The organism is Actinomycetota bacterium (assembly GCA_040905475.1).
Lineage (GTDB): Bacteria > Actinomycetota > AC-67 > AC-67 > AC-67 > DATFGK01.
The window spans coordinates 23,786-49,820 of the sequence record JBBDRM010000032.1; the positions used below are offsets into that span (position 1 = coordinate 23,786).

Sequence of the window (26,035 nt, forward strand, 5' to 3'; positions counted from 1 at the left end):
TGCAGGTCTTGATCGTGAAGGAACGCGCTCGAAGAGGAGGTTCGCTCAGATGAAGAAGAAGCTACTGATCGGGATCGCGCTCGCCGCCACGCTCGTCCTCGTAGGGGCGGCCTGCGGAGATAAGGCCGATACGGCCTCAACGCCGGCCGCGAAAGGGAACGCATCGGTAACCGGAACCGCGTCGACACTCCTCGTCACTCTCGATGCAGGTTTGAAGGAGCACGTGTACCTGGCAGCGATGGCGACCGAGAATGCGTTGGGCGGCCGCAAGGCTGGGTTCGAGGCTGCTGCGGCGGCGTTGGATGAGAACTCGGTTGCGCTGTCGAAGGCGATCGGTTCGGTGTTCGGCGCGGATGCGGAGAAGGCGTTCCTACCGCTGTGGCGTTCGCACATCGGCTTCGTGGTCGACTACACGTCGAATTTCGCCGACAAGGCCAAGCAGGACAAGGCCGTATCGGATCTGTTGGGCTACGCGCAGACCTTCGGCGCCTTCCTGAACGGCGCGATCCCCGCGCTGCCGAAAGATGCGGCTGCGGACTTGGTGAAGATGCACATCTTGACGCTGAAGGATGTCATCGACGCGCAGCAGGCGAAGGACTTCGTGAAGGCGGATTCGATGCTTCGTGAGGCGGCTCACCATATGGGGATGATCTCCTCGGGGCTGGCCGACGCGATCGTCAAACAATTCCCCGCAAAGTTCGCCTGACCTGATCCTCATGACCCGGGGTCACGCGCGTATGCGGCGGGGCCCCGGGTCGTCGTCCGGGGTCCAGAAGCGGGACGGACCCTGCGCTACGATCGAAGGGTGAAGAGTCCCGGCATCCGGATCGGAACGACGCTGCTCGCGTTCGCCTTGGCGTTCACCGCGTGCGGGCCGGCGTCGAAGACCGACCCGAAAAAGCTTCCCGAGCTGCCTACGACCCAGGCGGCGACCCTCGGCGCTTCGATGGAACTTCTCTTCCGAGAGCATGTCTACTTGCTCGGCATCTCGACCGAGAATGCGGTCACCGGTCAAACGAAGGGTTTCGAGGCAGCGGTTGAAGCGCTCGAGCAGAACACGCTCGTGTTGGCCGATGAGTTCGAGAAGGCGTACGGCGATCGCGGGCAGAAAGGTTTCCTGACCGCCTGGCGCCCGTACATCGACCTGATCGGCCAGTACGCGAGCGGCAAGGCACGCAAGCTGGCGCTGCCGCTCGCCGACCGCACGTTCGCTCAGGCCGTCGGGAGGATCGCGTCCTTCGCAGGTGGCCTGACGCCGTTGATCAACCCGCGGGTGATGGGCGTGGACATGCGCGACGTCATGGGCGCCATCCGTGCCGCGGTGGACGCGCAGGTCGCGAAGGACTTCAAGAAGGCCGACGCTTCGCTGCGAACCGCAGCGAAGCTCGCGTCCGAAGTAGGAGCGGTCTTCGCGCGCGCGTTCGCCGACGACCTGCCCGCGATCTACCCCGGAGACCCGTCCAGTCCTGCGGCCGGTTTTCGTAGAACATTGGCGGCGCACCTGACCGACCACGTCTATCTCCTGGCGATGACCACCGAGAACATCCTCACGAAACAGTCCGGCCCGCGTGACGGCGCCAAAGCTGCGCTCGACGCGGTCTCAGCCGATCTCGGGAAGCAGATAGGCGCCTCGTACGGACCCGAGGCGGAGAAGGCGTTCGTGCCGGTGTGGAAGAGGCAGATCGATCTCCTCATCTCCTATGCCGGCACGGCGACCGACAAGACGAAGCACGAGAAGGCGCGACAGGACCTCGAGCAGTTCGCGACCGACGCGGGGGCGTTCTTGGAGGGGCTGAACAAGGAGCTGGACAAATCGTCGATGGAGCAGATCATCGGCGGCCACGGCGACGCGATGACCCAGACGATCGACGCGCAGGTCGCCGGCGACTTCAAGAAGGCGGATCTGCGGCTCCGCGCTGCCATCCTGCAGATCGAGGCGCTGGGTCTCGCCCTCGCCAACGCCACGGTCCGGCGGTTCCCGGTCCGGTTCCAGCCGACCCCAACCGGCCTCGGCACCCCCTAGACATCCCACGTCTGGAAGCTGTCAAGCGGCGACCTCCTGCGAGGTGGGCCAAGCGAAGTCTTCGCGGTAGAGCTCTTGCTTGAGTAAACACGCGTCGAGGATGCCGACGAGCCGGTTCGCGAGCTGGCGGAGCGATTTGTGGTGTGTCTTTCCGCGGGCTCGGAGGGTGTCGTAGTAGCGGCGGGCTCCGGGTGAGCGTGTCAGCGACGCGAACGCCCACAAGTGACAGGCGTCGGCGAGATGGGTGTTGCGGGCGAACCGAGCCAGCACCACTCTTTTTGTTCCGGAGGCTTTGGTGATGGGCGCGGTTCCTGCGTAGGCCTTGCGTGCTCTAGCATCGGTGTAGCGGGTCCGGTCGTCGCCGAACTCGCCAAGCGCCCGGGCGCCGAGGACATCGCCGAGTCCTGGGAGACTGAGGTAGATCTCGGCGTCCGGGTGGCTCCTAAAAGAGGCTTGCAGCTGCCCTTCGATCACGGCGACCTGCTCGACGATCTCGCGCAGCACCGCGACGTTCGACCGCACCGCCGCAGCGTAGGCGTCTGCCAGCACCGCCGGCGCCTGGAGCTGCTCCGAGCGCAACGCCTCGGCGATCTCCGCCGCACGCTTGGCGACGTTGCGCTGACGTCCGCCCCGACGAAGCGCCGCGGCGATCTGCTTTTCCGACAGACGCCGTCCCAGCCTCGGCGAGGGCGCGCGCTCGAGCACGGCGAGTGCGTCGCGGTCGGCGAGATCCGAACCGAACGCATCCAGCGCCGCTGGATAGAACTCGCGCAGCTGGTTGCGCAGGCGGTTGGCTTGGCGCGTCCGGGAGGAGATCAGGTCCTTATGCGCCCTGGCCAGGACTTTGATCGCCTCGGAGAGATCGGAGTCGCCGGCGACGCGGCGATGGTGTGCCGGTCGGTGCGCACGATGTCGGCCAGCAGCTTCGCGTCGCCAGGATCGGACTTCGCGCCCGAGGTGGAATGCCGATCCCGGTAACGGTCGACCGACAGCGGATTGATCGCGTAGACGTCGTAGCCCGCCGCGACCAACGCACCCACAAGCAGACCACGATCGAGCTCGATGCCGATCGCGAGCTCTTCGTCATCACCGACGTGGTCGGCGACGATGACATGCAGCCTCGCGACGCCCTCGATGCCGTCGGGGATCCGATCCTTGGCCAGCACGCGACCCGGCTCGTCCACCAGACACAGGTCGTGGTGTGCCTCGGCCCAGTCGATGCCAAGGAACTTCACGGTGCTCTCCCTTCCGGGGAAGGACCGGACGGTTGAGCCAGAGGAGACCAGCAGCGACCTAATGGATCAGTGCTCGAGGCACGACACCCCACCAGCCGTCCATCTCCCCAGCGACCGGCAGGAGCGCTGTCTAGGCGTAGGACTCGCGGTCCGGTTCCTCTCAGTGCTCTCCTGCCGGCGGCTCGGGAACAGTCTCCTACAGGAACCGCTGCGGTCCCATTAGTTTAGGGCGTTTCTAGGGGCTTGGGAAGGACGAAGCTCCAGGAGCAGCGGACATACAGAGCGCACCATGCGAGTCCCCTTTACGCTCTCGGCCGTGCGTGAGAAGCTGCTAATAATGACGTCGCTACATCGTGCTCAGTCGTATGCTTCTTCTTGCTTGGCGCTCTCTTTGGGTTAGCAATTCTGAAAGCGCAGCCACCCGATCTGATTACAGATCTCTTGCTCGTCGCAGTGGTAGGTGGCTCTGTTCTCGTCGCTTCGTACTCGGCCCTGAGGCGGCGGAGTCTTCTGTGGATCGCCCTTGCGTGCTCGATGTTAGCCTTTGTCGCTGGTGCGATTATTTGGTACGCCAGCGCCAGCTTCGACTTTGTCCTGAAGGGCCCGGACCCGCTGTCGTACGCCTACGTCGCAGCCGGTCTTTTCATGGCAACGGGGATCTTAAGCCTGATTTACGATCGTTAGAAATCATTCACCACAGCCTCCCGAACTTAAGCATGTTCACAAGAAACACCACGGTGACCTCGCGGCGAAGACGGCTGTACTTCGCGGGCCAACCAGCGCATGCCCCAGGATGAAGGGCACTACCAGAGCCAAGCACACGAGAAGAGAGATTCGTCGTGAGCCACGTTGGGATTGCTGCCCGACTAGTCTTCGGCGCATTCCGCATCCCCGAATCCATTAAGCCAGTAATGGCTTAGTTAACAGAACATGTCGGACACACTAGGAAGTGTGCAAGGGAAACTTCTCGCCGTGACTCTGGTGGCGACTCGGAACACTACATACTGTGTAGACCAGCATCTAGGGTGGCCCTCAGCATCCACGCATGCGACGAGCCACACTCCTTCGGCAGTTTGGCGTTCGCGTTCGAACTCTGAGAGAAGCCCGCGACCTCTCGCAGGAGCGGTTAGGGGAGCTCGCAGGACTCCATCGCAACTACATCGGCGCGGTGGAGCGGGGGGAATACAACCCGACGCTCGTCAGTCAAGCCAAGATCGCCAAGGCTCTCGGTGTTTCTCTCTCTGAGTTACTCAAAGGGATCAAGGGGTAAGGGTGGTGGCCGATATGGACGAGCTCACAAGAATCGGAGGCCCACCGAAGCCTGCGGTTCTTTCTGATTGCTTGACCGAGGAAGTGTCGCAGTGCGAATATCGGATCTGAATCGTCGATCGCTTGCGCTCCTTCCAGAGAAAGGGGATCACATTGGCCAAGCCGCCGAAGCCACTCAAGCCACCGCCGCCCCCACCGCGACCTGTTAGACACGGCACGACTGGAGGGCCTAACACTGGCAGCGGAAAGGGCAACGCGCACGCGGGCAAGGGCAATCCTCATGGTGGAAAGAGATGACAGAACTCGACACCAAGGAGACCGGGCGGGTGATTCACGCGCTAGCCGCAGTCCGAGACTCTGAAGGATCCCCCCAAGCCGCGGCCGCGAAGCTGGGTATCTCCGAGGAACTCTTGTTGGCCACGCTGTCCGCGGTGAGCCCAAAGTTCTGTTCTCACGATGCAGACGGCGTCATCCGTCTGACCCCGATGGGATCGCGCTTCGCTGACCAGACGGGTGTGTTTCCCTGGGTGAATTGGTGATGTCAGCTTAGATCCCAACCGAGAGAGTTCAGACGAGGATGGCCGGGCACAGCGAGGCGACCACTCGTCAAGACGGCTTTTCAGCCTGGTTAACCCTCATCCCATAGCAATGACACGAATCGAGAAAGGAGGGCGCGTGGGGTTGTTCGATCACAGCAAGACATGGCGCTTCTCGGTTCGAGCATCCTCATCTGACTGTCTTTCAGCGTTTGTAAACGCGTTCTCCGGGGGCTTTCACTTGGCTGCTGCTAAATGGCAAGTAGAACGCTCTGGCAACGAGGCAACCGCCACCTATCGTGGCAGAGCAGGAATCGGCAAGCTCGCTTCCTCTTTGTCCTCTCGTGCGGCCTCCGAAGAGGAGGGGGCGATTGGATCAGGAGTGTCGTTCACGGTGGAGGAAGACGAGAACGAGAGAAAGACTTGCGCGATGTGGCTGAGCACTAGTTCGAAACGTCTTGGATTTACATCGGATGCGCGCTTCTTCAGGCCGTACATGCGTGCGGTAGAAAGAAATCTTAGGAATCTCGATCCGACGCTCTCGCTCGCAAAGGATTAGAGCGGTAGCCGCTCGAACGCGAAGAGTCAACCCCATCCTCGTCAGCATCGCTCGGACAACTCAGGCGATCGGCGTTTCTCTCTCCGAGTTGCTCAAAGTGATTAGGGGATAGTCTCGCGCTTCAGCGCGCGCTATCAGCAAGCGCCTTCCGAAGACCTTTCACCAGCCGTTCGTAGCGCTTCTCAAGCATGTTGATACGTTTAACGAGGCGGGCGTCGCCGCCCGATCTACTGCCGCGCCGGCGTCCTGCGAGCTCTCGCTGCGAAGGAACACCGTGTCGGCTGGTTCTGTGCCGGCCAAGCCCCATCGCGTGGGCGGCCTTGAAACCACACTCAGGACAGACGAACTTCGACGGACGGCGCTTGGTTGGTGACTTCTTCTTCGTCCCACGTTTACTCGCGGCCATGAGTCTCCTCCCAGCAAAATGAGTTTCCCCTTCAGACAGCTCCCTTGCCAGGCTTTCGGAACCGCGATGCGAAACCCAGCGCCTTGAGCGTCGCCGTTAGCGCTGGCCCCGCTGTCCCCGACAAGTCCTGCATGCGGTTTGTCCTCGTCGTGGAGACGTTCAGAATCCGTACTTGAGCTTTCGGCGCTCGAAGGCCTCGCGGCCGCCTTCAACATGGTAAAGAACAAGCTCGCGTGTTTCGAACCTATCCAGAGCACCCGTCTTCGTGACTCGCCCGGCGTGTGCGTCTGCATCCATCGCCAAGACTTGCTCAGCATCCGCAGAAACGAGAACGTTTCCGCTTCTGGTTGCGAAGAGGCATTGACGCGCCCCGCGGTCGCCGCGCAAGCGCGCGACTATGTATTCCTCAATCCACGGCGCGTGCAGTGCATCCTCCGGTTGATCCACGATGAGAGGGGCGTCACCCTGCGCGAGAGCGACCATTAACACCACTGTGCATTTCTGGCCATGGGCCAAGGCTTCCAGGTCTCGGTACTCTTGTTCCTCAACAGCGAACTGTATCCGCACGCCATCCTCGAGATCGACTAGTTGGAGTTCGTAGAGGTCCCCGAGACGATTGCGTTCGTGAATGGTCTCGTGTAGTCGCTGAAACACGCCTTGGGCAAGATCTGACTCCTGGGCGGGAGTGTCGAAGTCCTGCGTTAGGAGCGACTTCACGAATGGCACAGGATGAAGACGTTTCGCCATCGCCTTAACTTCGCCGTCCTGGATATGGGAACCAACACGAATGGCGCTTAGGGCTTCGATGAAGGCCCGGTCATCAGCGTCTCCACGCACGGAAATACGGACTCGTCCGTCAAGGCGGTCAGTCAGTTCCTTTGCCTTAGAGGTACGCTTTCCACGGATCGCACGACGCGCCGTCTGCAGCTTGTCGAGGAGGCCTTCTCGCTCATGTTCGAGGGTCTTCACTTGCGGGCTCAGTTTCTCGTCCATCTGTTTGGCTGTCCGAAGGAGTTGCGTTTCCTTTTCTCTTAGCCGATTTAGCTTCTGGCTCAGCGAGGCAAGACCCTTGCCGTCAGTGTCGAGCTCCGTCAGGAGTCGCTGATACTCGTGTTCGGCACTCTCAAACAGTGGCTTCCACGTCGAGTGCAAGTCTTGAATCTGCTTCATGAGGTCAGTCACGTCTTTGTGGTAGGCGGACTTGTGCTTCTCCTTTGCCTTGGCGATGTCCTCTTCGACACGACGCAGCTTGCCCATGGCTTCGGTGTTTGGGGTCGCCGCGGGGATAGTCCAGTCGGAATCTGGATGTGGAAACTCTTCATCGATAGCCCCGAGTAGTTCGGCGACTTGGTCGCTTGCGTTTTGAAAAGCGTCCTTCTCTTTGTACCAGCCGGCGTGGCCCTTGACTTTTGGGTCCTCAAAGAAGCGAGAGAGAGCTTTGATCTGTTCTTGAATACCTGGGAGCTCTTTCACCTGCGTGGTTGCGTTTTCAATTTTCTTTCTTGTCTCGATGATGCTCTTCGCGTTCTCTCTCAGCTGAGACTTGAAATTCTTGATGGCGGAGCGTTCGGTATCGGTGTCGATCAAGTCATCGATTAGTGACAGGCGAGCCAGTGGCTCGCGTGCGTGTTCAATTACTTCGCCTTGGCTGAACCCCTTGATTGGTAAGAAGCTAGGTAGATGAACAGGTCCATCCACCAATTCAACATCGTTCTCGCCCAAGCGATACACGACTGGGTCGGAGGCTTCGCCGGCCTGCCAAGCTCTTTCGACCAGATACCGCTCGCCGCTCTTTCTAACAAGGACCCGAACGTTTGCCGCGTCTCCCATGGCAAAGCCGAGGAGCAGGTTCACATCGTCCGCTATGTTCGGAAGAACCGCCGCGGGAGTCTGTTGGTCGAGAGCGAATCGAATGAGTTCAAGGGTGAGCGATTTGCCCGCGCCCGTCCCTCCTATTAGGCAACTGATGTTGTCGTTGAAACGGAAGCGCTGCCCGTCAAGAAAGCCCCCGGTTACGGAGACTCCCTCGATCACCGCGGACGGCTCGACTCTGGTCTGAGACGCTAGACAGACATGAAGAGCCGGGTCGAGGAGCGCTTGACGCAATGCGTCAACCGACAGGTCATCCATCTTGATTAAGCAGTACCGGCCCCCGATCCCGTCGACGTGGTGTGAGTCGCTGTTCTCTGGCCAGCAGTCAGATCCTTGGATGCACGGCAACCGCCTCGCATCTCCAACATCTAACGTTCGAAATTGTTCCAACGCCTCAGCGGTCACAACTTCAAGCGCAACAATGTTTGGCGAAGCGTAGATCTGGTTGCGCCGAGTTCGAGATCCCTCGGTCATTCTCCAGAAGCCTTTTGGTTGATCCACGTGCGCGGCAATCGCGAGACCGCCTGCTTCTTCTACCTTCTTAGCGATCTCGTCGATACGACCAGACGCTAGGACTTCAGGCCTACCGAAATCCGCCTGCGAGATGCCACAGCGAATCAGGAGTTCCTTGATCGTCTGGGCAGCAGTCTTTGGGTCAAAGATTCCGAGAAGGTGCCCCTCACTAGTGGAGATCTCAACGCCCGGGAACACTGCCAGTTGGGTCCCTTTAGCCGCTTCCCGGACGGAGTCGCACCAGTCGGCGGAGTTGTGGTCGGTAACCGCGATGACATCGATTCCCTTCTTGAGAGCGTGTTCGACAACATCTGAAGGCTTGGCATCCTTCCACTTTGCGTTCACGTCGGGTGACGCGGGAGTATGAACGTGGAGGTCTACCATGCGGAAGATCGCTCCACTGGACAGCGAAAGTATTGCACGGGCGTCATCGAATGCTCCCGTGCTCGACGCCACGTCGCCCTTGCCGGCAGCCTTCTTGGGTGCGGGCGTCATCGGGTCTTCCTCTTTCTCATGGGAGTCCGCTCGCTTGCTGACGACTCTGGCCTTCAAGGCCCAGCGCGTCACTGAATTGCCGTTCGGTTTGGACTGCCCTCACGAAGCTTCCTTGCCGCTGGTGTCGTAGGTCACGGCGAAGATTGAATCAGACAACCACCTCTTGAACGATTCGTTGTCGCTGAACTGTTTGAAGAGCTCGGTGTCGTCCTTGAGGACTGCATTCATCACGCGCCCGAGCGCCTTGTCGTGCTCGATGCGCGCGTTTTGCTTGTCGTTATTCTTTTGCGCGTTGATGTAGGCACGATCTGCCGCGACTCTCGAAGGGATATCTTCCGTAATTAGCCGTTGGACTCGATCGGTATCGCTCCACTCGATGTTCCCAAACTGGTCGTTGAACGCCTTGAGAATGTTAGACAGCGTGTCGATCGCGGGCTCTGGCTTCCGCCCGCCGGCAGAGGTCGGCACGGGTCCTATCTCTGAATCTTCATCGGGTAGCACGATCTTCATGGCCGCCTTCCTCTCGACTCGGTAGCTATCCATGTCGATCGTCTCGATGATGCCGCGAGAGAGATCCTCTTCCTTGGGCGCGGGAAGTTTCGGAACGAGGAAGTTGAGGAATATCGAGAGCTTTTCCCAGTCAGCGTTCGAAAAGGGAAGGACTGCGGCCAAGAATCCGTAAGTTCGCGTGAAGGTCTTGGCTTTGCCTTTGAACTCGACCTGCGCGTCCTCGTCGAGTTGCTCGTTGTAGGTTGCAACGCAAGCGTCGAGGATCGGGTCGAGTTGATCGCGGTCGGCGTTGCCCAGATAGAGGCTGACGAACTCGTCAACCTGCACTTGCGAATACACTTCCCTTTGATCTAACTCAGTTCGTATGTCATGAAGCTTGTTCGGGTCGGTTTCGTCGCTCAAGATCGTCGTTCGATAATAGGGAGCGAAGGCGGTTTCGATCGTCTCGACGTCGTTCATGAAGTCAAGGACAAACACGTCGTATTTCTGGGGGTGCGCTCTGTTCAAGCGCGACAACGTCTGCACAGCCTTGACGCCGCTTAAGGGCTTGTCCACGTACATCGTGTGGAGCAACGGCTCGTCGTAGCCCGTTTGGAACTTGTCTGCGCAGATGAGGAAGCGGTACGGATCTTGCTGAATTCGGTCTGCGATGTCTCGGCTTGCGAACCCATTTAGAGACGCTTCCGTGACCTTGGTTCCTCTGAACTCGTGCTCGCCGGAAAACGCAACGATCGCCTTGAGCGGGCTCTTCCGTTCCCCCAAGTAGTCGCGGAAAGCAAAGTAGTACTGGATCGCGCGTTCGATGCCACTTGTAACGACCATAGCGCGGGCCTGGCCACCGATCTTGTTCAGCGCAAGAACCTGGTCGTGAAAATGATCGACCATGATTTCCGACTTCAAGCGGATGGCATGATCGTTGCTCTCGACGTAACGACGGAGCTTCTTGTTGGCCCGTCGCGCGTCAAACTCCGGGTCACTTTCAACCGTCTTCACCAGCTTGTAGTAGCTGTTCACCGACGTGTAGCTCTTAAGCACGTCGAGAATGAAACCCTCTTGCACGGCCTGCTTCATCGTGTAGCTATGAAACGGTATATGTTTCGCCTTGTCGTTCTCCGGCTTGCGCTCGCCAAATAGCTCAAGCGTCTTGTTTTTCGGCGTCGCCGTGAACGCGTAATAAGTTGCGTTCGGAAGCATCTTGCGCGCTTCCATGATCCGATTGATCTTGTCCTCGACGGTTTCGTCTTGTTCTTCGGCACCAACCTCGGAGAGTGCGGTGCTCATTGCAGCCGAGGCCTTGCCTCCCTGGCTGGAGTGTGCTTCGTCGATGATGATGGCGAACGTTCGCTCGCGGTGCTCCTTGCCGATGTCGTCCAGGACGAAGGGGAACTTCTGAACCGTCGTAATGATTATCTTCTTTCCTCCGGCGAGAAACTTCTTCAGGTCGCCGGATCGCTCGGCATGTCCGACCGTTGAACTGACTTGAGCGAACTGCTTAATGGTGTCGCGAATCTGCTGGTCCAGAAGGACGCGATCTGTTACGACGACTATCGAGTCGAAAACCTTCCTATCTTTGCGCTCCAACCCGATTAACTGATGCGCGAGCCACGCGATGGAGTTGGACTTCCCGCTTCCTGCCGAGTGCTCAATCAGATATCGATGGCCCGCCCCGCGCTCGCCACCGTGGGCCAGCAATCGCCTGACAACGTCGAGTTGGTGATACCGAGGGAAGATCTGAGTCGAGCTCTTCTTCCCCGTTCGTTGGTCCTTTACCGCAACCACCTGTGCGTAGTTCTCCAGGATGTCGGTCAATCCGTGAGGGCTGAAAATCTTCTTCCAGAGGTAGTCGGTCTTGAGACCCTCGGGGTTCGGGGGATTGCCGGCGCCGTCTTGCCAGCCCATATCGAAAGGAAGGAACCAAGATCGCTTGCCTTGCAGGTGTGTAGTGAACTTCACCAGTTGGTCATCTAGCGCGAGGTGCACAATGCAGCGCCCAAATTGAAAGAGAAGTTCGCGAGGATCGCGATCGCGTCTGTATTGCTCAACAGCATCCTCGACGGTTTGCTTCGTCAGATTGTTCTTCAACTCGAAGGTCGCGATGGGAAGGCCGTTGATGAAGAGGCAAAGGTCGAGAGCAAGCTGTGTCTCGTCTCGGCTGTAACGAAGTTGTCGAGTAACACTGAATCGGTTTTCCTCGAAACGTTCAACGGCCTTGATGTTTCCCGGTGAGGGTGTTCCATAGAAGAGGTCGATGTGATGTGCGCCATGGTCGATTCCGCGGCGAAGAACGTCGATGACTCCGCGCTTTGCGATCTCTCCCTGAAGTCGCGTCAGGAATTTCTGCCGTGTCGGCGAATCATTCTTGAGGTCAAGAGCTTCAAGAACCGTTGGCTGCGTGTCGCCGAAAAACAGTCTGAGGTGGACGAGGTCTAGGGCGTGTTCACGGTCGTAGTCTCGCGGATCGCCGAGCCACCAACCGCCATGCGTTGATGTCATGAATTCGACGATGAGAGTCTCAAGCCCCTTCTCGCTTGTATCCGTCGTCATGCCGAGACCTCTTCCAGGCCCTCTTCAAGCTCGCCGAGATTCTCGTCCTCATCGTCCTCCAGCGCATGGTTCGGCTGGTCCAACGCTTCGGGCAGTTCCTTTGCCGCCTGGCGAACGTCGAGTTTGCCGGTGACGACATCGGCAATAAGACGATCCCGATACTCTCGAAGCAGTTCTATCTCTCGTTCGCAAAAAGATAGTTGGCGGTCCAGCTTCTCGAATGCGCGATCAAGATGTGAGGCGATCGCTGTCTGTTCCGGTAACGGAGGAAGAGGCACTCGGACGTTCTTGAGCCACGGCGTATGGATGTCGCGTTGGATATCGCCGACACCTTTGGATGACGTTACAAACTGAGCGACCATTACCCGCGACTTGAACAGATAGTCCGCGTAACGTCGATCAAGACCACTGCTCAGAGCGAGTACAACGTAGGCTGGGCTGACTATTCCGTGATATGCGGAAACTCCAACTGACCCCCGCCAGGCCTGCTGATTGTTGAGAACCAGATCGCCGGCGTGAACAACCTGGTAGTTGGACAGGTCGAGACTCGGTTTGTGGACTTGCCCTCCTCCTTCGCCATAACGGATCACGCCTCTGCCAAGAAAGACCGAAAGAAGATCCAGACCAGAGGCATTTCTCTCGGAACGAATTCGGGCAAGGGTCCAGAGTCGCGCAGTGTCCCATTCAGCGCTAATTCCAAATACCGGCGTCGACAGCATAGGTCGCAGGTGTTTAGAACCGCTTAGACCACGCGTGATCGCGCGATAAACGATGGCTTGCTTGCGCTCGTTCAATAGCGCGATCAACTGCCTTTTCCCGCGGATGTAACTTTCAATCCGATGCCTCAAGTGGTTCAAGAACCGGACGATATTCAGTTGCTCACTGGGCGAGGGCACCACCGAAGGGACACGATAAAATGCCTTTGTATATAGGGGCATCATGCCGTCGCCTACACCGTAGCTCTCAGCAAGAAAGGCGGCTTTGTAGGGTTCCGACGCGAAGAGGCTGGCGTAGAAAGCAGTATTCGCAGATGCCGTGGGAGCGAACACTGAATAGTTCGCAGTTATGAGCCCGCGCTCCACCGCGCACGCGAACAATCCGGCGTGTGCCTGGTACTTATTCATTACCAAATCGCCAGGATGGGCAACCGAGAACGCGACCGATTGCGCCGTTGAGCCCGCCTTACCAAGCGCAGCGCTGCGAATCAGACCGTGATGGCGAGACATTGACATCTTAGGTTCAGTACCGTCGACATCGTGTCTCGTCACGGCTCGGAACAGTCTCCGGACCGGCCATATTTCCCAGTGCTCAGGCACTCTCCCAAGCCACGGCGAACCCGAGTCTTTGTAGACGGGATAGGGCTTGATGGTTCGGATCATCGCAGGTCTTCCCCGACGATCTCGTCAAGAAGTCCCTCGGTTTCTTTCTCTAACGCGACGATGTCGGCCCGAACCTCCTCGAGGGTGCGGAGAGGTTGCGGCTTATAGAAGTAGCGAGCAAAGCGGATTTCGTAGCCCACCTTGACGTTTGCCGAGTCATACCAGGCCTTAGCGTCATGAGGAAGCACTTCGCGGCGAAGGAATGCTTCGACCCCGCCTTCTTCAAGGCATGAAACTTGCTCCGAATCACGCAAGTCGTTGTCCGGTTCGTATTCGACCACACTCAGCTTGCCTGCGATCGTGGCTTCAAACAAACCTCGAATGGGATCAGGTTCGACCTTGCCAGGCTTGTGAATCCTCTTTATTACTGGAGGCGCGGCTTCATCCCGCTCCCCAGTCTCTCTTAACACCCTGATCTCCTTCGGTGTGTATGCACGTTCCGTATCGATGCCCTTCACCCGCAGCGGTCGTTCAACGGTAGCTTTCCAGTACCCGAAAGCTTCATTGGGGAAGATTCTAGACTCCTCGGTTTCTTTGAAATCCATGAAGGTACTGGTAATGCGATCAATATCCTCGGGCGCTAATTCGCAGTTCTTCTTTCCAAGATTTTTTCGGAGAGACTTGTACCAGCGCGTGGCGTCGATCAATTGCACGCTTCCTTTGCGATTCTCAGCCTTGCGATTACTCAATACCCAGACGTACGTCGCGATGCCCGTGTTGTAGAACATGTTTAGGGGTAGCGCCACGATTGCTTCAAGCCAATCGCTTTCTATGATCCAGCGACGGATGTTGCTCTCTCCTTGACCCGCATCCCCGGTAAAAAGGGATGAGCCATTGTGTACTTCAGCTATCCGACTCCCAAGTTTCGTTTTCGTCTTCATTTTCGACAGCAGGTTTGCCAGAAAGAGCATCTGACCGTCGCTCGATCTAGTGATTAGAGAGTACTCAGGGTCATCAAAACGTTCGATCAGAAACCGCGGGTCCCTGATTCCAGTCTTGCCTCCCATGCGTTCCAGGTCCGTCTTCCAACTCTTGCCGTACGGGGGATTCGAAAGCATGAAGTCGAACTCGCGGGACGGAAAGGCGTCGTTCGAAAGAGTTGAGTACTCGGGACCGCCCACGATGTTGTCAGCCGCTTCACCTTCACCCTTGAGTAGCAGATCCGCCTTGCAGATTGCGTAGGTCTCTGCGTTGATCTCCTGGCCGTACAAATGCGTTGCGACTTGTTTTCCGTGCTGCGAAGCCAAGTCGCGAAGAGTGTCTTCGGCCACCGTAAGCATGCCGCCCGTTCCCGCCGCACCGTCATAGAGAAGGTAAGTGCCAGACTCAATCTTGTCCGCAATAGGCATGAAGATGAGTCGCGCCATGAGCTTGACGGCATCGCGCGGGGTCCAGTGCTCACCTGCCTCTTCGTTGTTCTCTTCGTTGAAGAGACGTATTAACTCCTCGAACACGGTGCCCATCCCATGGTTGTCGAGACCCGGATGCTTTTCTGAACCATTTGGATTGAGTACCGGATTCGGGCTCAAGTTGATCGAGGGATCGAGAAGCTTCTCGATCAAAGAACCGAGTGCGTCCGCTTTCGATAGTTTCGGAATCTGGTTACGAAACTCGAAGTTGTCGAGGATCTCTTGCACGTTCGGAGAGAATCCATCGAGGTATGCCTCGAAGTCGGCGCGGAGCTGCTGCTGGCTTGCGCGGGAACGAAGGTCGCGCAGCGTGAATTTCGACGTGTTGTAGAACGCCTGGTCGGCAGCTTGCCTGAGGGCGGCATCTTGGTTCGTGATCCGCGACTTGTCGAGCTTGGCCTTCATGTCGAGTACCGCCTGCTTCGTCGACTCAAGAACAGCGTCGAGACGGCGGAGCACGGTCATCGGCAAGATGACATCGCGGTACTTGCCTCTACCAAAGAGGTCGCGGAGTACGTCGTCAGCGATTCCCCAAATCAAGCTAACGATCTTGTTGTATTGGTTTTCGTTCATGTGACTCCTCTGCGCGCACGTTCACGACCGCTCAGCAGAATACAGATCGGGTGCGACATCGTCGGCACGGAGCCGTAACGCGCTGCTTCGATGATAGAGAGAACGTACGTTCGATTCAAGGGGAAGCTGAATTCTTGCGCCGATCAGACCTCGGCTGGCTCCTCGGCGTCGACGTAGTAGAGCAGCTCCATCTTCAAGTCGTCAGTGACGAACGCTCGCTTGATGATGTCGCTTATTTTGGGCTTCGCGAAGAGACCGATTCTGATTCCTTCGCCGCCAACATAGCGGAGGCGTGCCACGTTCCAGAGTTGCTTGAACAACTCATTAGCCATCGCAACGAAGGGGAGAGCCTCATCGATGTTCACCCACTTCGTGCTTTGATTCCAACGCGACCCGCCGTTGGCGGTTTTCAGGACTTCGAGGAACATGATCGACGGTCCCTCGGCTCCTACGATCTTTCCGTCTCCGAGCTTGAACATCGACTCGCCGGCCATCAGCGCGAGTCCATGTTTCGCGGCGTTGTACACGTTTGCATCGTCGAGCAGCAGACGCGCGAGGTAGCGAAGGAACGACTCGATGTTCGCAGGACCATCGTTCCACTCTGCCTCTGGCATCGGTGGACCGGAAAAATCCTCGCGCTTCTCATGTCCGTAGAACAGACGCGGGAGCCGAGCCCGCGCCTCATCGAAGTCGAGATCAACGAAACGCTTCTTCAACTTCGACTTGAATCTAGCGAAGTTTCGCTCGCGTGAGAGTTCGAGCCATGGGCACCGCGGCATCGCCTCATGGACAAGGTACATTCGGAGCAGCGTCTCGCTGACGTGATGAAGCAAGAAGGCTGCATCCACAACGACGAACTTCTTGTATCGATCGCTGTCTTCATCGCCCAGTTCGCCTTCCTCCTCCCGATAGACCTTGAGACCACCGACCGTGAGCCCTTGGGCAAAGATGGGATCGATGTCGTCGGGCTTCGTCATCAACATGAGCAGCTTTAGGCGCATGTCGAAGTACTGAAACGGCTTCATCATGTAGAAGTACTTGTTGAGCTCAGCGAAGTTCTCCGGCGCAAGCAGCCGGTCCGCATCGTCGACCGGCTTGGGTTTTCTCTGTTGCTTGTTTGAGCTCATGAGCACTCCGATCTAAGAACTTCTCTTCGAGTATCAAGTTTAGAACGACCGCGTTTCGTGAACGAGGATTTTCAGCGGGGCCTTGAGCTCGTTCCGCGCGCACAAGAAGAGACTCGCTTTCGCGAGTCTTGGGGGTCACTTCTCGCCCCTAGAAACAAGGCGCTTCCTCAGTCGGACGGGCAGACGCATGGCTCGAACGCGCAAGTGCTCGCCGTAAGGCCATCTGTCTTCTACTCTGCGTTTCAGAATCCGCATGATGCTCTCGAATACTGGAGCGCCTAGACATCCCACGTCTGGAAGCTGTCAAGCGGCGACCTCCTGCGAGGTGGGCCAAGCGAAGTCTTCGCGGTAGAGCTCTTGCTTGAGTAAACACGCGTCGAGGATGCCGACGAGCCGGTTCGCGAGCTGGCGGAGCGATTTGTGGTGTGTCTTTCCGCGGGCTCGGAGGGTGTCGTAGTAGCGGCGGGCTCCGGGTGAGCGTGTCAGCGACGCGAACGCCCACAAGTGACAGGCGTCGGCGAGATGGGTGTTGCGGGCGAACCGAGCCAGCACCACTCTTTTTGTTCCGGAGGCTTTGGTGATGGGCGCGGTTCCTGCGTAGGCCTTGCGTGCTCTAGCATCGGTGTAGCGGGTCCGGTCGTCGCCGAACTCGCCAAGCGCCCGGGCGCCGAGGACATCGCCGAGTCCTGGGAGACTGAGGTAGATCTCGGCGTCCGGGTGGCTCCTAAAAGAGGCTTGCAGCTGCCCTTCGATCACGGCGACCTGCTCGACGATCTCGCGCAGCACCGCGACGTTCGACCGCACCGCCGCAGCGTAGGCGTCTGCCAGCACCGCCGGCGCCTGGAGCTGCTCCGAGCGCAACGCCTCGGCGATCTCCGCCGCACGCTTGGCGACGTTGCGCTGACGTCCGCCCCGACGAAGCGCCGCGGCGATCTGCTTTTCCGACAGACGCCGTCCCAGCCTCGGCGAGGGCGCGCGCTCGAGCACGGCGAGTGCGTCGCGGTCGGCGAGATCCGAACCGAACGCATCCAGCGCCGCTGGATAGAACTCGCGCAGCTGGTTGCGCAGGCGGTTGGCTTGGCGCGTCCGGGAGGAGATCAGGTCCTTATGCGCCCTGGCCAGGACTTTGATCGCCTCGGAGAGATCGGAGTCGCCGGCGACGCGGCGATGGTGTGCCGGTCGGTGCGCACGATGTCGGCCAGCAGCTTCGCGTCGCCAGGATCGGACTTCGCGCCCGAGGTGGAATGCCGATCCCGGTAACGGTCGACCGACAGCGGATTGATCGCGTAGACGTCGTAGCCCGCCGCGACCAACGCACCCACAAGCAGACCACGATCGAGCTCGATGCCGATCGCGAGCTCTTCGTCATCACCGACGTGGTCGGCGACGATGACATGCAGCCTCGCGACGCCCTCGATGCCGTCGGGGATCCGATCCTTGGCCAGCACGCGACCCGGCTCGTCCACCAGACACAGGTCGTGGTGTGCCTCGGCCCAGTCGATGCCAAGGAACTTCACGGTGCTCTCCCTTCCGGGGAAGGACCGGACGGTTGAGCCAGAGGAGACCAGCAGCGACCTAATGGATCAGTGCTCGAGGCACGACACCCCACCAGCCGTCCATCTCCCCAGCGACCGGCAGGAGCGCTGTCTAGGCGTAGGACTCGCGGTCCGGTTCCTCTCAGTGCTCTCCTGCCGGCGGCTCGGGAACAGTCTCCTACAGGAACCGCTGCGGTCCCATTAGTCCCTTCGGCCGAGGACGAACCCTCCGGATGATGGGGGCGTTCCCTCGATGGGTCGGCTAGCGTTGAAATGGTATGGCGCACGCGGAGCATCGCTCCACCGTCGAGCTCGGCCGGCTTCTGCTGGAGATGACGGGTCGCGTCCGGCTCGACCGGGCGCGTGATCTGACGGCGTCGGTGGTGCTCGCCACGCCGGAGGAGCGCTGGACCCTGCGGGTCCAGGAGGGGAGGCTCACCGTCGGGATCGGCGGAACCGATCGTCCGGACGCCGTGATCTCCTCGGACGCCCAGACCCTGGTCGACGTCAACACGGGACTCATCACCGGAGCGGAGGCCTTCCTGGCCGGCCGCGTGACCGTACGGGGCAATCTCGGACTGGCTCTTCGCCTGGAGTCGATGTTCGAGCCGATCATCCCACGGCCTCCCGAGGCGCCGACCGACCGTGCCGTCATCGCAGGCGGCCTTCCGGTGAGCATCCTGGAAGCCGGACGCGGAGATCCGGTGCTGCTTCTCCACGGTCTCGGTGCCACCAAGGCTTCGTTCCTGCCCACGCTCTTCGCCCTTTCGAAACGACATCGCGTAATCGCTCCCGACCTGCTCGGGCACGGCGACACGGCGAAGCCGCTCGCGCGCTACGACGCGCCGACCTTCGCACGGTTCACGCTCGACCTCATGGATGCGCTCGAGATCGACCGCGCGCACCTCATCGGGAACTCGATGGGCGGGAGGATCTCGCTCGAGGTCGCCTTGCACGCACCCGATCGGGTTCGGAGCCTCACGCTTCTGTGTCCGGCGGTCGCTTTCATCAAGCGTCGCGAGTTCGTCCCCATCGTGCGACTGCTCAGGCCGGAGCTCGGCTTCTTGCCGCATCGGCTGCCGCACCGGCTCGTGGTGCGGTCGGTCCGTGCGATGTTCGCTCGTCCCGAGCGCCTGCCGATGTCCTGGTACGAGGCCGGCGCCGACGAGTTCCTCCGCGTCTTCCGGAACCCCCGCGGCCGCGCAGCGCTCTACGCGTCGATGCGCAACATCTACCTCGACGAGCCGGCGGGCGACCGCGGCTTCTGGGTTCGCCTGGAGCGCCTCGAGACGCCGGCGTTCTTCTTGTGGGGCGACCGCGACCGGCTCGTTCCCTCGGGATTCTCGCGCCACGTCGAGCGGGTTCTGCCGTCCGCCCGTAGCCTCGTCATCGACGACTGCGGACACGTGCCCCAGTTCGAGCACCCGGATACCACGCACGAGCTGGTCAAGGACTTCCTCGGCTCGGCCGCGTAGGGTGGCGGTCAGACGGAGCGGGGGCCGCGCCAAGCTTCGTTCGGGATGAGCTTCTCGAAACCTTTCATCATCCAGGTGACGACGACCTGCACCGCCGGCTCGCGCGCGACCCCCGGGCTGCGGATCAGCCACCGGGCCATCTCCTCGGCCACCGCAACGATCGCTCGCGGGAAGATGTCGTAGAGCGGGAAGTCATCGGCACCGGCGCGGCGCATCACGTCCCGCGTGCGAGCGCCGAGCATCTCGATGATGCGTTCGCGTGTTCGCTCGGCGCTCTTGACCACCTCGAGGTCCCGCGTGCCCGCGTCGCCGAAGATCACGCGGAACGAATGGGGGTGGAGCTCGGCGTACTCAAGGAACGCCGAGATCCCTTCGTACAGGCCCTCGTCGACCGGAAGCTTCGCGGTGCGGCTTAGCGTGGCGGTCATGTGCTCGATGAAGGTGCGCTCGCCGCGTTCGAGGAGCGCGTTGTAGATCTCTTGCTTCCCGCCGGGGAAGCAGTCGTAGAGCACCGCCTTGGAGACCGCGGCCCGCTCGGCGATCGCCTGCATCGAAGCGTCGGAGAATCCACCCTCGGCGAAGATCTCGAGCGCCGCGTCGAGGACGAGCGGACGCCGGCGTTCGGGCCCCAGATATTCGGCTCTCTTCGCCATCGTGCGCGCATCGTAGCGGTTTCGGCGTGTTGAGCGGTCCAAGTGTGAGAAACTCCATCCCCACCCGAACCGGTCCCTGGGCGCCCCGGTCCGCCGACTACGACCAGCGTGCGCCGGGACAGTAGACTCCCGATCGATGCTTGCCGTCGTCGGCGCAGGTGCGATGGGCACGGGTCTCGCCGTGCAGCTCAAGCGCGCGGGCCAGGAGGTCGCGATACTCGCGACCGACCACGATTCCCCCTTCGTCGAGGCCCACAAGGCCGGGAAGGACCATCCTGGGATCGGCGTCCCGTTCCCCGAGGCCGAGCTCTTCGAGCACGACGCGTGGTCCGTTCCGCTGTCCAAGGCCGAGGTGGTCGTGCTCGCCGTTTCCACCGCAGGGGTCGAGCACACGGTTCGGGAGGCCGCTGCTTCGTGCTCGGCCGAGGCCCTGTGGGCCGTGGCAACGAAGGGGTGGGAAGAGACGACGCTGCGCTCGGCCGGGCGTGTCGTGGCCGACGTGCTCGGCGACCCGAAGCGGGTCGTCGTCGTCGTCGGGCCCTCGCTCGCCTCGGAGATCGCGAACGGCGTGCCGACGGCCGTCGTGTGCGCCTCGGACGATCACATCGCCGTCCGACGGGTCGCCACGATGTTCGCCTCGCCGATCTTCCGCACGTACGTATCGGACGACGTCGTCGGGGTCGAGGTCGGGGCGGCGTTGAAGAACGTGATCGCGATCGCGGTCGGCATGGCCGATGGTCTGGCCACCTCCTACGGCGTCGATGCGATGACGAACACGACGGCGTTCCTTTTCTCGCGCGGGTTGGTCGAGATCGCCCGGCTCGCCCGAGCGATGCGCGGACGCATCGAAACGGTGCTCGGGCTCGCCGGCGCCGGCGACCTCTACGTGACGTGCTTGGGCGGTCGCAACGCGCGATTCGGCAGGCTGGTCGGGCAAGGTATGACGCCGGATGAGGCGATGGCCGAGATGCACACGACGGTCGAGGGGTATCACAACGCCCGATCCGCGGCCGCGCTCGCCGCGAAGTACCGCCTCGACCTGCCGATCGTACGCTCGGTCGCGAGCGTGATGGCGGGGGAGTCCACGCCGCGTCAAGCGATCGAAGAGATCCTGACGGGTACCGTCGAGGAGGAGTTCAACCCGTGACCGGCATCGCGGCGCGGATCGCCGCGTGGGCTGCGGACCTTCGTTACGAGGACGTCCCCGCCCGCGTCCTCGATCGTGCGCGCCTGCAATCCGCGAGCGTGCTCGGCGCGGTGCTCGCCGGAGCGTCGAGCGAGCTGGCGACGCGCGTGCGTCGCGCGGCGAGCCGGTGGGGGAGCGGCGACCAAGCGACGCTCATCCCCGGTGGGGAACGCGTCTCCACACACACCGCCTGCTACGTGAACGCGGCTGCGTCCGTGGCGTTCGACTACGACGACTACCTGTTCGCCGGGCACACCGGTCACTCGGCCGTGCTCGGCGCGCTGGCCTACGGGGAGGCGACCGGCGCGAAAGGCCGGGACGTGCTCGCCGCCCAGGTCGTCGGCAACGAGGTGGGCGGAAGGCTCGGCGCGGCCTTCCTGCTCGGTCCGCACAACGGCCAGATGTGGACGTACATCCACGCGCTCGAGGGCGCCTGTGTCGCCGGACGGCTCCTCGGGCTCGACGCCGGCCAGATGCAGCACGCGATCGGCATCGCGCTGGCACAGCCGCCGTACCCTCTTTCGCCGGCGTTCTTCGGGCCCGACTCGAAGGCGCTCATGGTTTCTTCGCCGTTCGTCGAGGGCGTGCGCGCGGCCGAGCTCGCCGCTGAGGGACTCACCGGTGCCGAGGACATCATCGGCGACCCCAACGGCATGCTCCGAAAGATCGGGGCACAACCGCTCGCGTTCGTCTTCTCGGGGTTCGGTTCCGCCTGGGTCACCGACTCGCTCGCGTACAAGCTCTATCCCGGCTGTGCGTACGTGGATACGCCCGTCGACGGTCTCGAGGAGATACGGGAGACCTTCGCCGGAAAGCACGGCCGGCCTCTCGCCCCGGACGATGTGGCACGCATCCGCGTCGAAGGCACCATGTTCACCGCAGGCATGGAGGCGATGGCGACGCCGTACCGGAGTCGCGAGCGCCTGACGCCGGTCGACGTGAATTTCTCGGTCGGCTTGTCCTACGGCGTGATGCTCACCCTCGGCGAGATCTCTCCGGCGACGCTCGCGGCGGACGTGCTGGCTGCGCACCGGGACGCGATCCTTTCCGTTTACGACCGCGTCACGGTCGAGCAGAATCCGGAGCTCACGATGCAGGTCGGAGGCCTCTCCGACCTCGGGATCGATGCGGCGCAGATCTTCTCGGGCGGCGAGGGGCTCACGCTCGACGGCGCCGACTTCGCGGCCTTCCAGATGCGCTTCCCGGCACGGGTCATGCTGGAGACGACGACCGGCGAGGAGTACGCGGCCGAGGTCTCGATCCCCGCCGGCGCGCCGGGGCGTCCGTACGAGGAGACCGATCGAGCGGTCCGCGACAAGTTCCTCCGTGGTGCGGCCGGGGTGATCGGGGATCCGGGAGGTGCGCTGGAGGCGACGTTGAGCCTCGACGCGGCTCCCGATGTGCGCGCCGCGATCGCGTTGTTGACCGGATGAGCGACGAGCCCACGGCGCCGATCCCAACGTCCGAGCCCACAGCGCAGACGCCGGCGGTCGATCCGACGGTCCAGATCCCCCAGGCAGGTCCGAAGCCGGCACCCGAGCCGGACCTGCACTTTCCAAGCCCCAGCCCGCGGCCGGCGACGCCCCGCACGCTGAGCAAGCGCCGCTACGCGGCACTGGCGGCGTTCGCGGAGGCGCTCATCCCGCGCGGGGGCCCGATCCCGCACTCAGCCTCGGACGTCGGCGTCGCGGAGCGTGTGGACGCGGCGCTCGCGACCTTCGACCCGATCGTTCGCAAGCGGTTCAGCCGCCTCATCGGCTTGTGGGATTGGCTCGGCCTGTTCTCGCGCTATCTGCGCCCATTCTCGCGATTGTCGCCCCAAGCGCAGGCGGCTTTCTGCGACCGCGCCTCGCGGAGCCGCTCACCAGTGCACCGCAACACGTTCACGTTCCTCAAGCTCATGTGTTTGAACCAGTGGGCGTCGACGCCGCCGGTGGAGGACGCCATAGGCTTCACGTACGCGTGCGTCACGAAGGACCCCCCGCGCGACGGCGAAGCGCTCGAGGTCTTGTCGTGGCCGGCGATCGACCGCGATCACACCGAAGAGGCCGACGCGGTCGTGATCGGCTCGGGCGCCGGGGGCGCCGCCGTCGCGAAGGAGCTCGCCGAGGCCGGCCTGTCGGTCGTCGTCCTCGAGGAGGGCGGCTACTTCACGCGCAAGGACTTCACCGGCCCGCCGTGGGAGCGGCTCCAGCGGTTCTACCGCGCGAACGGCTCCACGATCGCGCTGGGGGTTCCGACGATCCCGCTTCCGCTCGGCAAGGCCGTCGGCGGAACGACGCTGATCAACTCCGGAACGTGCTTCCGGACGCCCGACCGCGTGCTGAACGCGTGGGGCTCCCGGTTCGGCATCGAAGGGATCGACCCCGAGTCGATGCGGCCGTTCTTCGACCGGGTCGAGCGGATCCTGCACGTGAAGCCGGTGCCCGAGGAGCTGCTCGGCGAGAACGCGCGCGTGTTCCGTCGCGGCGTGCAGGCGCTCGGGCTGCACGGAGAGCCGATCCGCCGGAACATCGACGGGTGCCGTGGCTGCGGCGTGTGCGCGTTCGGGTGTCCGTCGGACGCGAAGCAGGCGACGCACATCTCGTACCTGCCGCGGGCGCAGAAGCACGGCGCGAGCATCTACGTGCACACGCGCGCGGATCGGATCATCGTCGAGGACGGCCGCGCCCGTGGGGTCGTCGCGAGCATGCTCGACCCGTCGAGCGGCGAGCCGCGCGCGCAGCTCACCGTCAACGCGAAGGTCGTCGTCGTCGCGGCGGGCGCGATCCACTCGCCGGCGCTGCTGCAGGCCAACGCGATCGGGAACCGCTCCGGCGAGGTGGGACGGAACCTGCGCATCCACCCGGCCGCCGGGATCGGCGCGTGGATGCCCGAGGACGTCTACTCGTGGCGAGGGACGCTGCAGCCGTTCTACGTGGACGACTGGCACGAGTCGCACGATCTGATGATCGAGGTGACGTCGTCGGTGCCGGGGATCGGCGCGGGAACGATGCCGGGGTCGGGTCTGTTCACGAAGGAGTTGCTCGGCCAGTCCGCGAAGCTCGCGTCGGCCGGCGTGTTCGTCTCGGACACGTCCTCGGGGCGCGTGCGGCGGATGCGCCGCGGTGAGCCGCTCGTCACGTATCGGCTGAACAAGCTCGACACGCGCAAGCTCGTGCGCGGCATGGTGCACGTGGCCGAGATCTTCTTCGCTGCGGGCGCAGGCGCCGTGTACACGGGGATCCCCGGGAAGCACTTCGTGAGGAGCCTCAAGGATCTCGAGGACGTGAAGGAGGAGGCCGTGCGTCCCGGCGCGTTGCGCCTCACCGCGTTCCATCCCGTCGGGACGGCGCGGATGGGCGCCGAGCCTTCGGCGTCGGTCGTCGGCCAGTGGGGGGAGTGTCACGACGTCGCCGGGCTCTTCGTCGCCGACGGAAGCGTGTTGCCGGGGTGTCCGACGGTGAATCCGCAGATCACGATCATGGCGTTCGCGACGCGCACGGCCGACCACATGGTTCGCCACGGCGCGCGCTACTTCTCCTAGAGGCTGGCATGACGGTGCAGGTGGGACATGAGGCGCCGGACTTCGACCTCCGGGACTCTGAGGGCGGGAAGACGAAGCTCTCGAGCTATCGCGGCCGCAAGAACGTGCTCCTCGTGTTCTTCCCGCTCGCGTTCTCGAGGGTCTGCTCGACGGAGTTCTGCACGTTCCGCGACGTCAACGCCGATATCGTGAACGACGAGACCGAGGTGATCGGGATCTCCGTCGACTCGAGTTGGGCCCTCAGGGCGTGGAAGGAAGCGGAGGGGTTCCCGAACATCTTCGTCGCCGACTTCTGGCCGCACGGCGGGGTCACGCGCGATTACGGCGTCTTGAACGAGGAGCGCGGCACGGGACTGCGCGGGACGTTCTTGATCGACAAGGAAGGCATCGTGCGCTGGAAAGAGGTCGTCCCTGCGTCCGAGGCGCGCGACCAGACCGGCTGGCGCGAAGCGATCGCGCGGCTCTCCTCGTAATACGAAGGTCGCGACCGCGTCCTAGACTGTCGGCCGTGCCCTGTTACCGATGCGGCCGCGTCCAGGCGGATCCTCCCAAAGCCGTTCCGTCGCCGTGGGCGCGCGGCGTGATCGACGGTGAGCAAGTCTTGGTGTGCCCGGTCTGCCAGGAGGAGCACCCGGCGTGGAAGGACGAAGCCGAGAAGTGCCCCAATTGCGGCTCGTTCAAGCTTCTGATCCAGCTCGGCCATCACGTGTGCCGAGCCTGCGGTCACGACTGGGAGCCGGGCGCCGGCTCATGGACACCGTGAAACTCCCCGAAGCAGAACCCATCTTGCTTTCGGCTTGTCTCGCCGGGATCCCGTGCACGCACGCCGCCGAGGCGAAGACGCGCACATGGGCGCTCAAGCTGATCGCCGAGGGCCGGGCGGTCACCGTCTGTCCCGAGGTCGCCGGCGGGCTCCCGGTGCCGCGGCCGGAGGCCGAGATCCACGGAGGCGCAGGCGGCGACGTGCTCGACGGGAACGCTCGCGTCGTCAACGTGGACGGCGAGGACGTCACCGCGAACTACCTCTCCGGCGCCGAAGCCGCGCTCGCCGCCGCCCGGCGCAGCGGTGCGCGGCTCGCGGTACTCAAGGCCCGGAGCCCGTCCTGCGGCTGCGGCGCGATCTACGACGGCGCGTTCACCGGCCGGCTCGTGTCCGGAGACGGAGTTACGGCGGCGACGTTGAAGCGCGAAGGCCTCGACGTCCTCAGCG

Annotated in this window: 22 protein-coding genes; 11 read left to right on the plus strand and 11 right to left on the minus strand. The window is 62.0% G+C overall.

The window, feature by feature from the left end; all coding sequences use genetic code 11:
• Positions 1-49: 49 nt before the first annotated feature.
• Both WEB06_03095 and WEB06_03100 read left to right on the plus strand, forming a co-directional pair.
• Positions 50-706, plus strand: a complete 657-nt coding sequence (locus tag WEB06_03095) for a hypothetical protein (GenBank protein ID MEX2554601.1) — start codon at positions 50-52, stop codon at positions 704-706.
• A 99-nt stretch (positions 707-805) separates the two neighbouring features.
• The gene (locus WEB06_03100) at positions 806-2,023 is read left to right on the plus strand and encodes a hypothetical protein (protein MEX2554602.1); all 1,218 of its coding nucleotides are present in this window, start codon (positions 806-808) and stop codon (positions 2,021-2,023) included.
• A gap of 21 nt (positions 2,024-2,044) precedes the next feature.
• On the opposite strand, the gene WEB06_03105 is transcribed toward WEB06_03100, so the two are convergent.
• Both WEB06_03105 and WEB06_03110 read right to left on the minus strand, forming a co-directional pair.
• Complete coding sequence (locus WEB06_03105; GenBank protein MEX2554603.1) at positions 2,045-2,728, minus strand: transposase; 684 nt, start codon at positions 2,726-2,728, stop codon at positions 2,045-2,047.
• A 110-nt stretch (positions 2,729-2,838) separates the two neighbouring features.
• Positions 2,839-3,258: a transposase gene (locus WEB06_03110; protein ID MEX2554604.1), complete on the minus strand. Its 420-nt coding sequence runs from the start codon at positions 3,256-3,258 to the stop codon at positions 2,839-2,841.
• Positions 3,259-4,303: 1,045 nt separating this feature from the next.
• Between WEB06_03110 and WEB06_03115 the strand changes: the two genes are divergently transcribed.
• On the plus strand, positions 4,304-4,528 hold the full coding sequence (locus WEB06_03115) for a helix-turn-helix transcriptional regulator (protein ID MEX2554605.1): 225 nt from the start codon (positions 4,304-4,306) through the stop codon (positions 4,526-4,528).
• 674 nt (positions 4,529-5,202) lie between these two features.
• Positions 5,203-5,622 (plus strand): hypothetical protein, encoded by a 420-nt coding sequence (locus WEB06_03120; GenBank protein ID MEX2554606.1) that lies wholly within the window; start codon positions 5,203-5,205, stop codon positions 5,620-5,622.
• A gap of 121 nt (positions 5,623-5,743) precedes the next feature.
• Here the strand turns inward: WEB06_03120 and WEB06_03125 are convergent, their stop codons facing one another.
• The 8 genes from WEB06_03125 to WEB06_03160 form a co-directional block, all read right to left on the minus strand.
• Positions 5,744-6,028 carry a hypothetical protein gene (locus WEB06_03125; GenBank protein MEX2554607.1) on the minus strand — a complete coding sequence of 95 codons (285 nt, stop codon included), beginning with the start codon at positions 6,026-6,028 and terminating at the stop codon, positions 5,744-5,746.
• A 159-nt stretch (positions 6,029-6,187) separates the two neighbouring features.
• Positions 6,188-8,965: a PHP domain-containing protein gene (locus WEB06_03130; protein MEX2554608.1), complete on the minus strand. Its 2,778-nt coding sequence runs from the start codon at positions 8,963-8,965 to the stop codon at positions 6,188-6,190.
• 42 nt (positions 8,966-9,007) lie between these two features.
• The gene (locus WEB06_03135) at positions 9,008-11,962 is read right to left on the minus strand and encodes a type I restriction endonuclease subunit R (protein MEX2554609.1); all 2,955 of its coding nucleotides are present in this window, start codon (positions 11,960-11,962) and stop codon (positions 9,008-9,010) included.
• The gene (locus WEB06_03140) at positions 11,959-13,341 is read right to left on the minus strand and encodes a hypothetical protein (GenBank protein ID MEX2554610.1); all 1,383 of its coding nucleotides are present in this window, start codon (positions 13,339-13,341) and stop codon (positions 11,959-11,961) included. Before WEB06_03140 ends, WEB06_03135 begins: the two co-directional genes overlap by 4 nt.
• Positions 13,338-15,323: a class I SAM-dependent DNA methyltransferase gene (locus tag WEB06_03145; GenBank protein ID MEX2554611.1), complete on the minus strand. Its 1,986-nt coding sequence runs from the start codon at positions 15,321-15,323 to the stop codon at positions 13,338-13,340. The genes WEB06_03140 and WEB06_03145 overlap by 4 nt, the downstream gene beginning before the upstream one ends.
• Before the next feature lie 143 nt (positions 15,324-15,466).
• On the minus strand, positions 15,467-16,450 hold the full coding sequence (locus WEB06_03150; protein ID MEX2554612.1) for a hypothetical protein: 984 nt from the start codon (positions 16,448-16,450) through the stop codon (positions 15,467-15,469).
• A 303-nt stretch (positions 16,451-16,753) separates the two neighbouring features.
• Complete coding sequence (locus WEB06_03155) at positions 16,754-17,437, minus strand: transposase (GenBank protein MEX2554613.1); 684 nt, start codon at positions 17,435-17,437, stop codon at positions 16,754-16,756.
• 110 nt (positions 17,438-17,547) lie between these two features.
• On the minus strand, positions 17,548-17,967 hold the full coding sequence (locus WEB06_03160; protein ID MEX2554614.1) for a transposase: 420 nt from the start codon (positions 17,965-17,967) through the stop codon (positions 17,548-17,550).
• Between the two features lie 296 nt (positions 17,968-18,263).
• Between WEB06_03160 and WEB06_03165 the strand changes: the two genes are divergently transcribed.
• Positions 18,264-19,460 carry an alpha/beta fold hydrolase gene (locus tag WEB06_03165; GenBank protein ID MEX2554615.1) on the plus strand — a complete coding sequence of 399 codons (1,197 nt, stop codon included), beginning with the start codon at positions 18,264-18,266 and terminating at the stop codon, positions 19,458-19,460.
• 8 nt (positions 19,461-19,468) lie between these two features.
• Here WEB06_03165 and WEB06_03170 read toward each other — a convergent pair whose 3' ends face one another.
• Positions 19,469-20,113: a TetR/AcrR family transcriptional regulator gene (locus WEB06_03170; protein ID MEX2554616.1), complete on the minus strand. Its 645-nt coding sequence runs from the start codon at positions 20,111-20,113 to the stop codon at positions 19,469-19,471.
• 136 nt (positions 20,114-20,249) lie between these two features.
• Between WEB06_03170 and WEB06_03175 the strand changes: the two genes are divergently transcribed.
• From WEB06_03175 to WEB06_03200, 6 genes are all read left to right on the plus strand, one after another.
• Positions 20,250-21,260: an NAD(P)H-dependent glycerol-3-phosphate dehydrogenase gene (locus WEB06_03175; protein ID MEX2554617.1), complete on the plus strand. Its 1,011-nt coding sequence runs from the start codon at positions 20,250-20,252 to the stop codon at positions 21,258-21,260.
• The gene (locus WEB06_03180; GenBank protein MEX2554618.1) at positions 21,257-22,732 is read left to right on the plus strand and encodes an MmgE/PrpD family protein; all 1,476 of its coding nucleotides are present in this window, start codon (positions 21,257-21,259) and stop codon (positions 22,730-22,732) included. The genes WEB06_03175 and WEB06_03180 overlap by 4 nt, the downstream gene beginning before the upstream one ends.
• Positions 22,729-24,825 (plus strand): GMC family oxidoreductase N-terminal domain-containing protein, encoded by a 2,097-nt coding sequence (locus WEB06_03185; protein ID MEX2554619.1) that lies wholly within the window; start codon positions 22,729-22,731, stop codon positions 24,823-24,825. Before WEB06_03180 ends, WEB06_03185 begins: the two co-directional genes overlap by 4 nt.
• An 8-nt stretch (positions 24,826-24,833) precedes the next feature.
• Positions 24,834-25,298, plus strand: coding sequence for a peroxiredoxin (locus tag WEB06_03190; GenBank protein MEX2554620.1), 465 nt, complete (start codon positions 24,834-24,836; stop codon positions 25,296-25,298).
• 35 nt (positions 25,299-25,333) lie between these two features.
• Positions 25,334-25,588 (plus strand): hypothetical protein, encoded by a 255-nt coding sequence (locus WEB06_03195; GenBank protein MEX2554621.1) that lies wholly within the window; start codon positions 25,334-25,336, stop codon positions 25,586-25,588.
• Positions 25,576-26,035: DUF523 domain-containing protein (locus WEB06_03200; GenBank protein MEX2554622.1), on the plus strand; the 460-nt coding region annotated here is incomplete at its 3' end. The genes WEB06_03195 and WEB06_03200, both read left to right, overlap by 13 nt.

What these genes read in the sequence shown, in the direction of transcription:
- WEB06_03095 (MEX2554601.1), top strand. Translation starts at nt 50, where the DNA reads ATGAAGAAGAAGCTACTGATCGGGATCGCGCTCGCCGCCACGCTCGTC.
- WEB06_03190 (MEX2554620.1), top strand. Translation starts at nt 24,834, where the DNA reads ATGACGGTGCAGGTGGGACATGAGGCGCCGGACTTCGACCTCCGGGAC.
- WEB06_03115 (MEX2554605.1), top strand. Translation starts at nt 4,304, where the DNA reads ATGCGACGAGCCACACTCCTTCGGCAGTTTGGCGTTCGCGTTCGAACT.
- WEB06_03170 (MEX2554616.1), bottom strand. Translation starts at nt 20,113, where the DNA reads ATGGCGAAGAGAGCCGAATATCTGGGGCCCGAACGCCGGCGTCCGCTC.
- WEB06_03185 (MEX2554619.1), top strand. Translation starts at nt 22,729, where the DNA reads ATGAGCGACGAGCCCACGGCGCCGATCCCAACGTCCGAGCCCACAGCG.
- WEB06_03140 (MEX2554610.1), bottom strand. Translation starts at nt 13,341, where the DNA reads ATGATCCGAACCATCAAGCCCTATCCCGTCTACAAAGACTCGGGTTCG.
- WEB06_03135 (MEX2554609.1), bottom strand. Translation starts at nt 11,962, where the DNA reads ATGACGACGGATACAAGCGAGAAGGGGCTTGAGACTCTCATCGTCGAA.
- WEB06_03145 (MEX2554611.1), bottom strand. Translation starts at nt 15,323, where the DNA reads ATGAACGAAAACCAATACAACAAGATCGTTAGCTTGATTTGGGGAATC.
- WEB06_03165 (MEX2554615.1), top strand. Translation starts at nt 18,264, where the DNA reads ATGGCGCACGCGGAGCATCGCTCCACCGTCGAGCTCGGCCGGCTTCTG.
- WEB06_03150 (MEX2554612.1), bottom strand. Translation starts at nt 16,450, where the DNA reads ATGAGCTCAAACAAGCAACAGAGAAAACCCAAGCCGGTCGACGATGCG.
- WEB06_03175 (MEX2554617.1), top strand. Translation starts at nt 20,250, where the DNA reads ATGCTTGCCGTCGTCGGCGCAGGTGCGATGGGCACGGGTCTCGCCGTG.
- WEB06_03125 (MEX2554607.1), bottom strand. Translation starts at nt 6,028, where the DNA reads ATGGCCGCGAGTAAACGTGGGACGAAGAAGAAGTCACCAACCAAGCGC.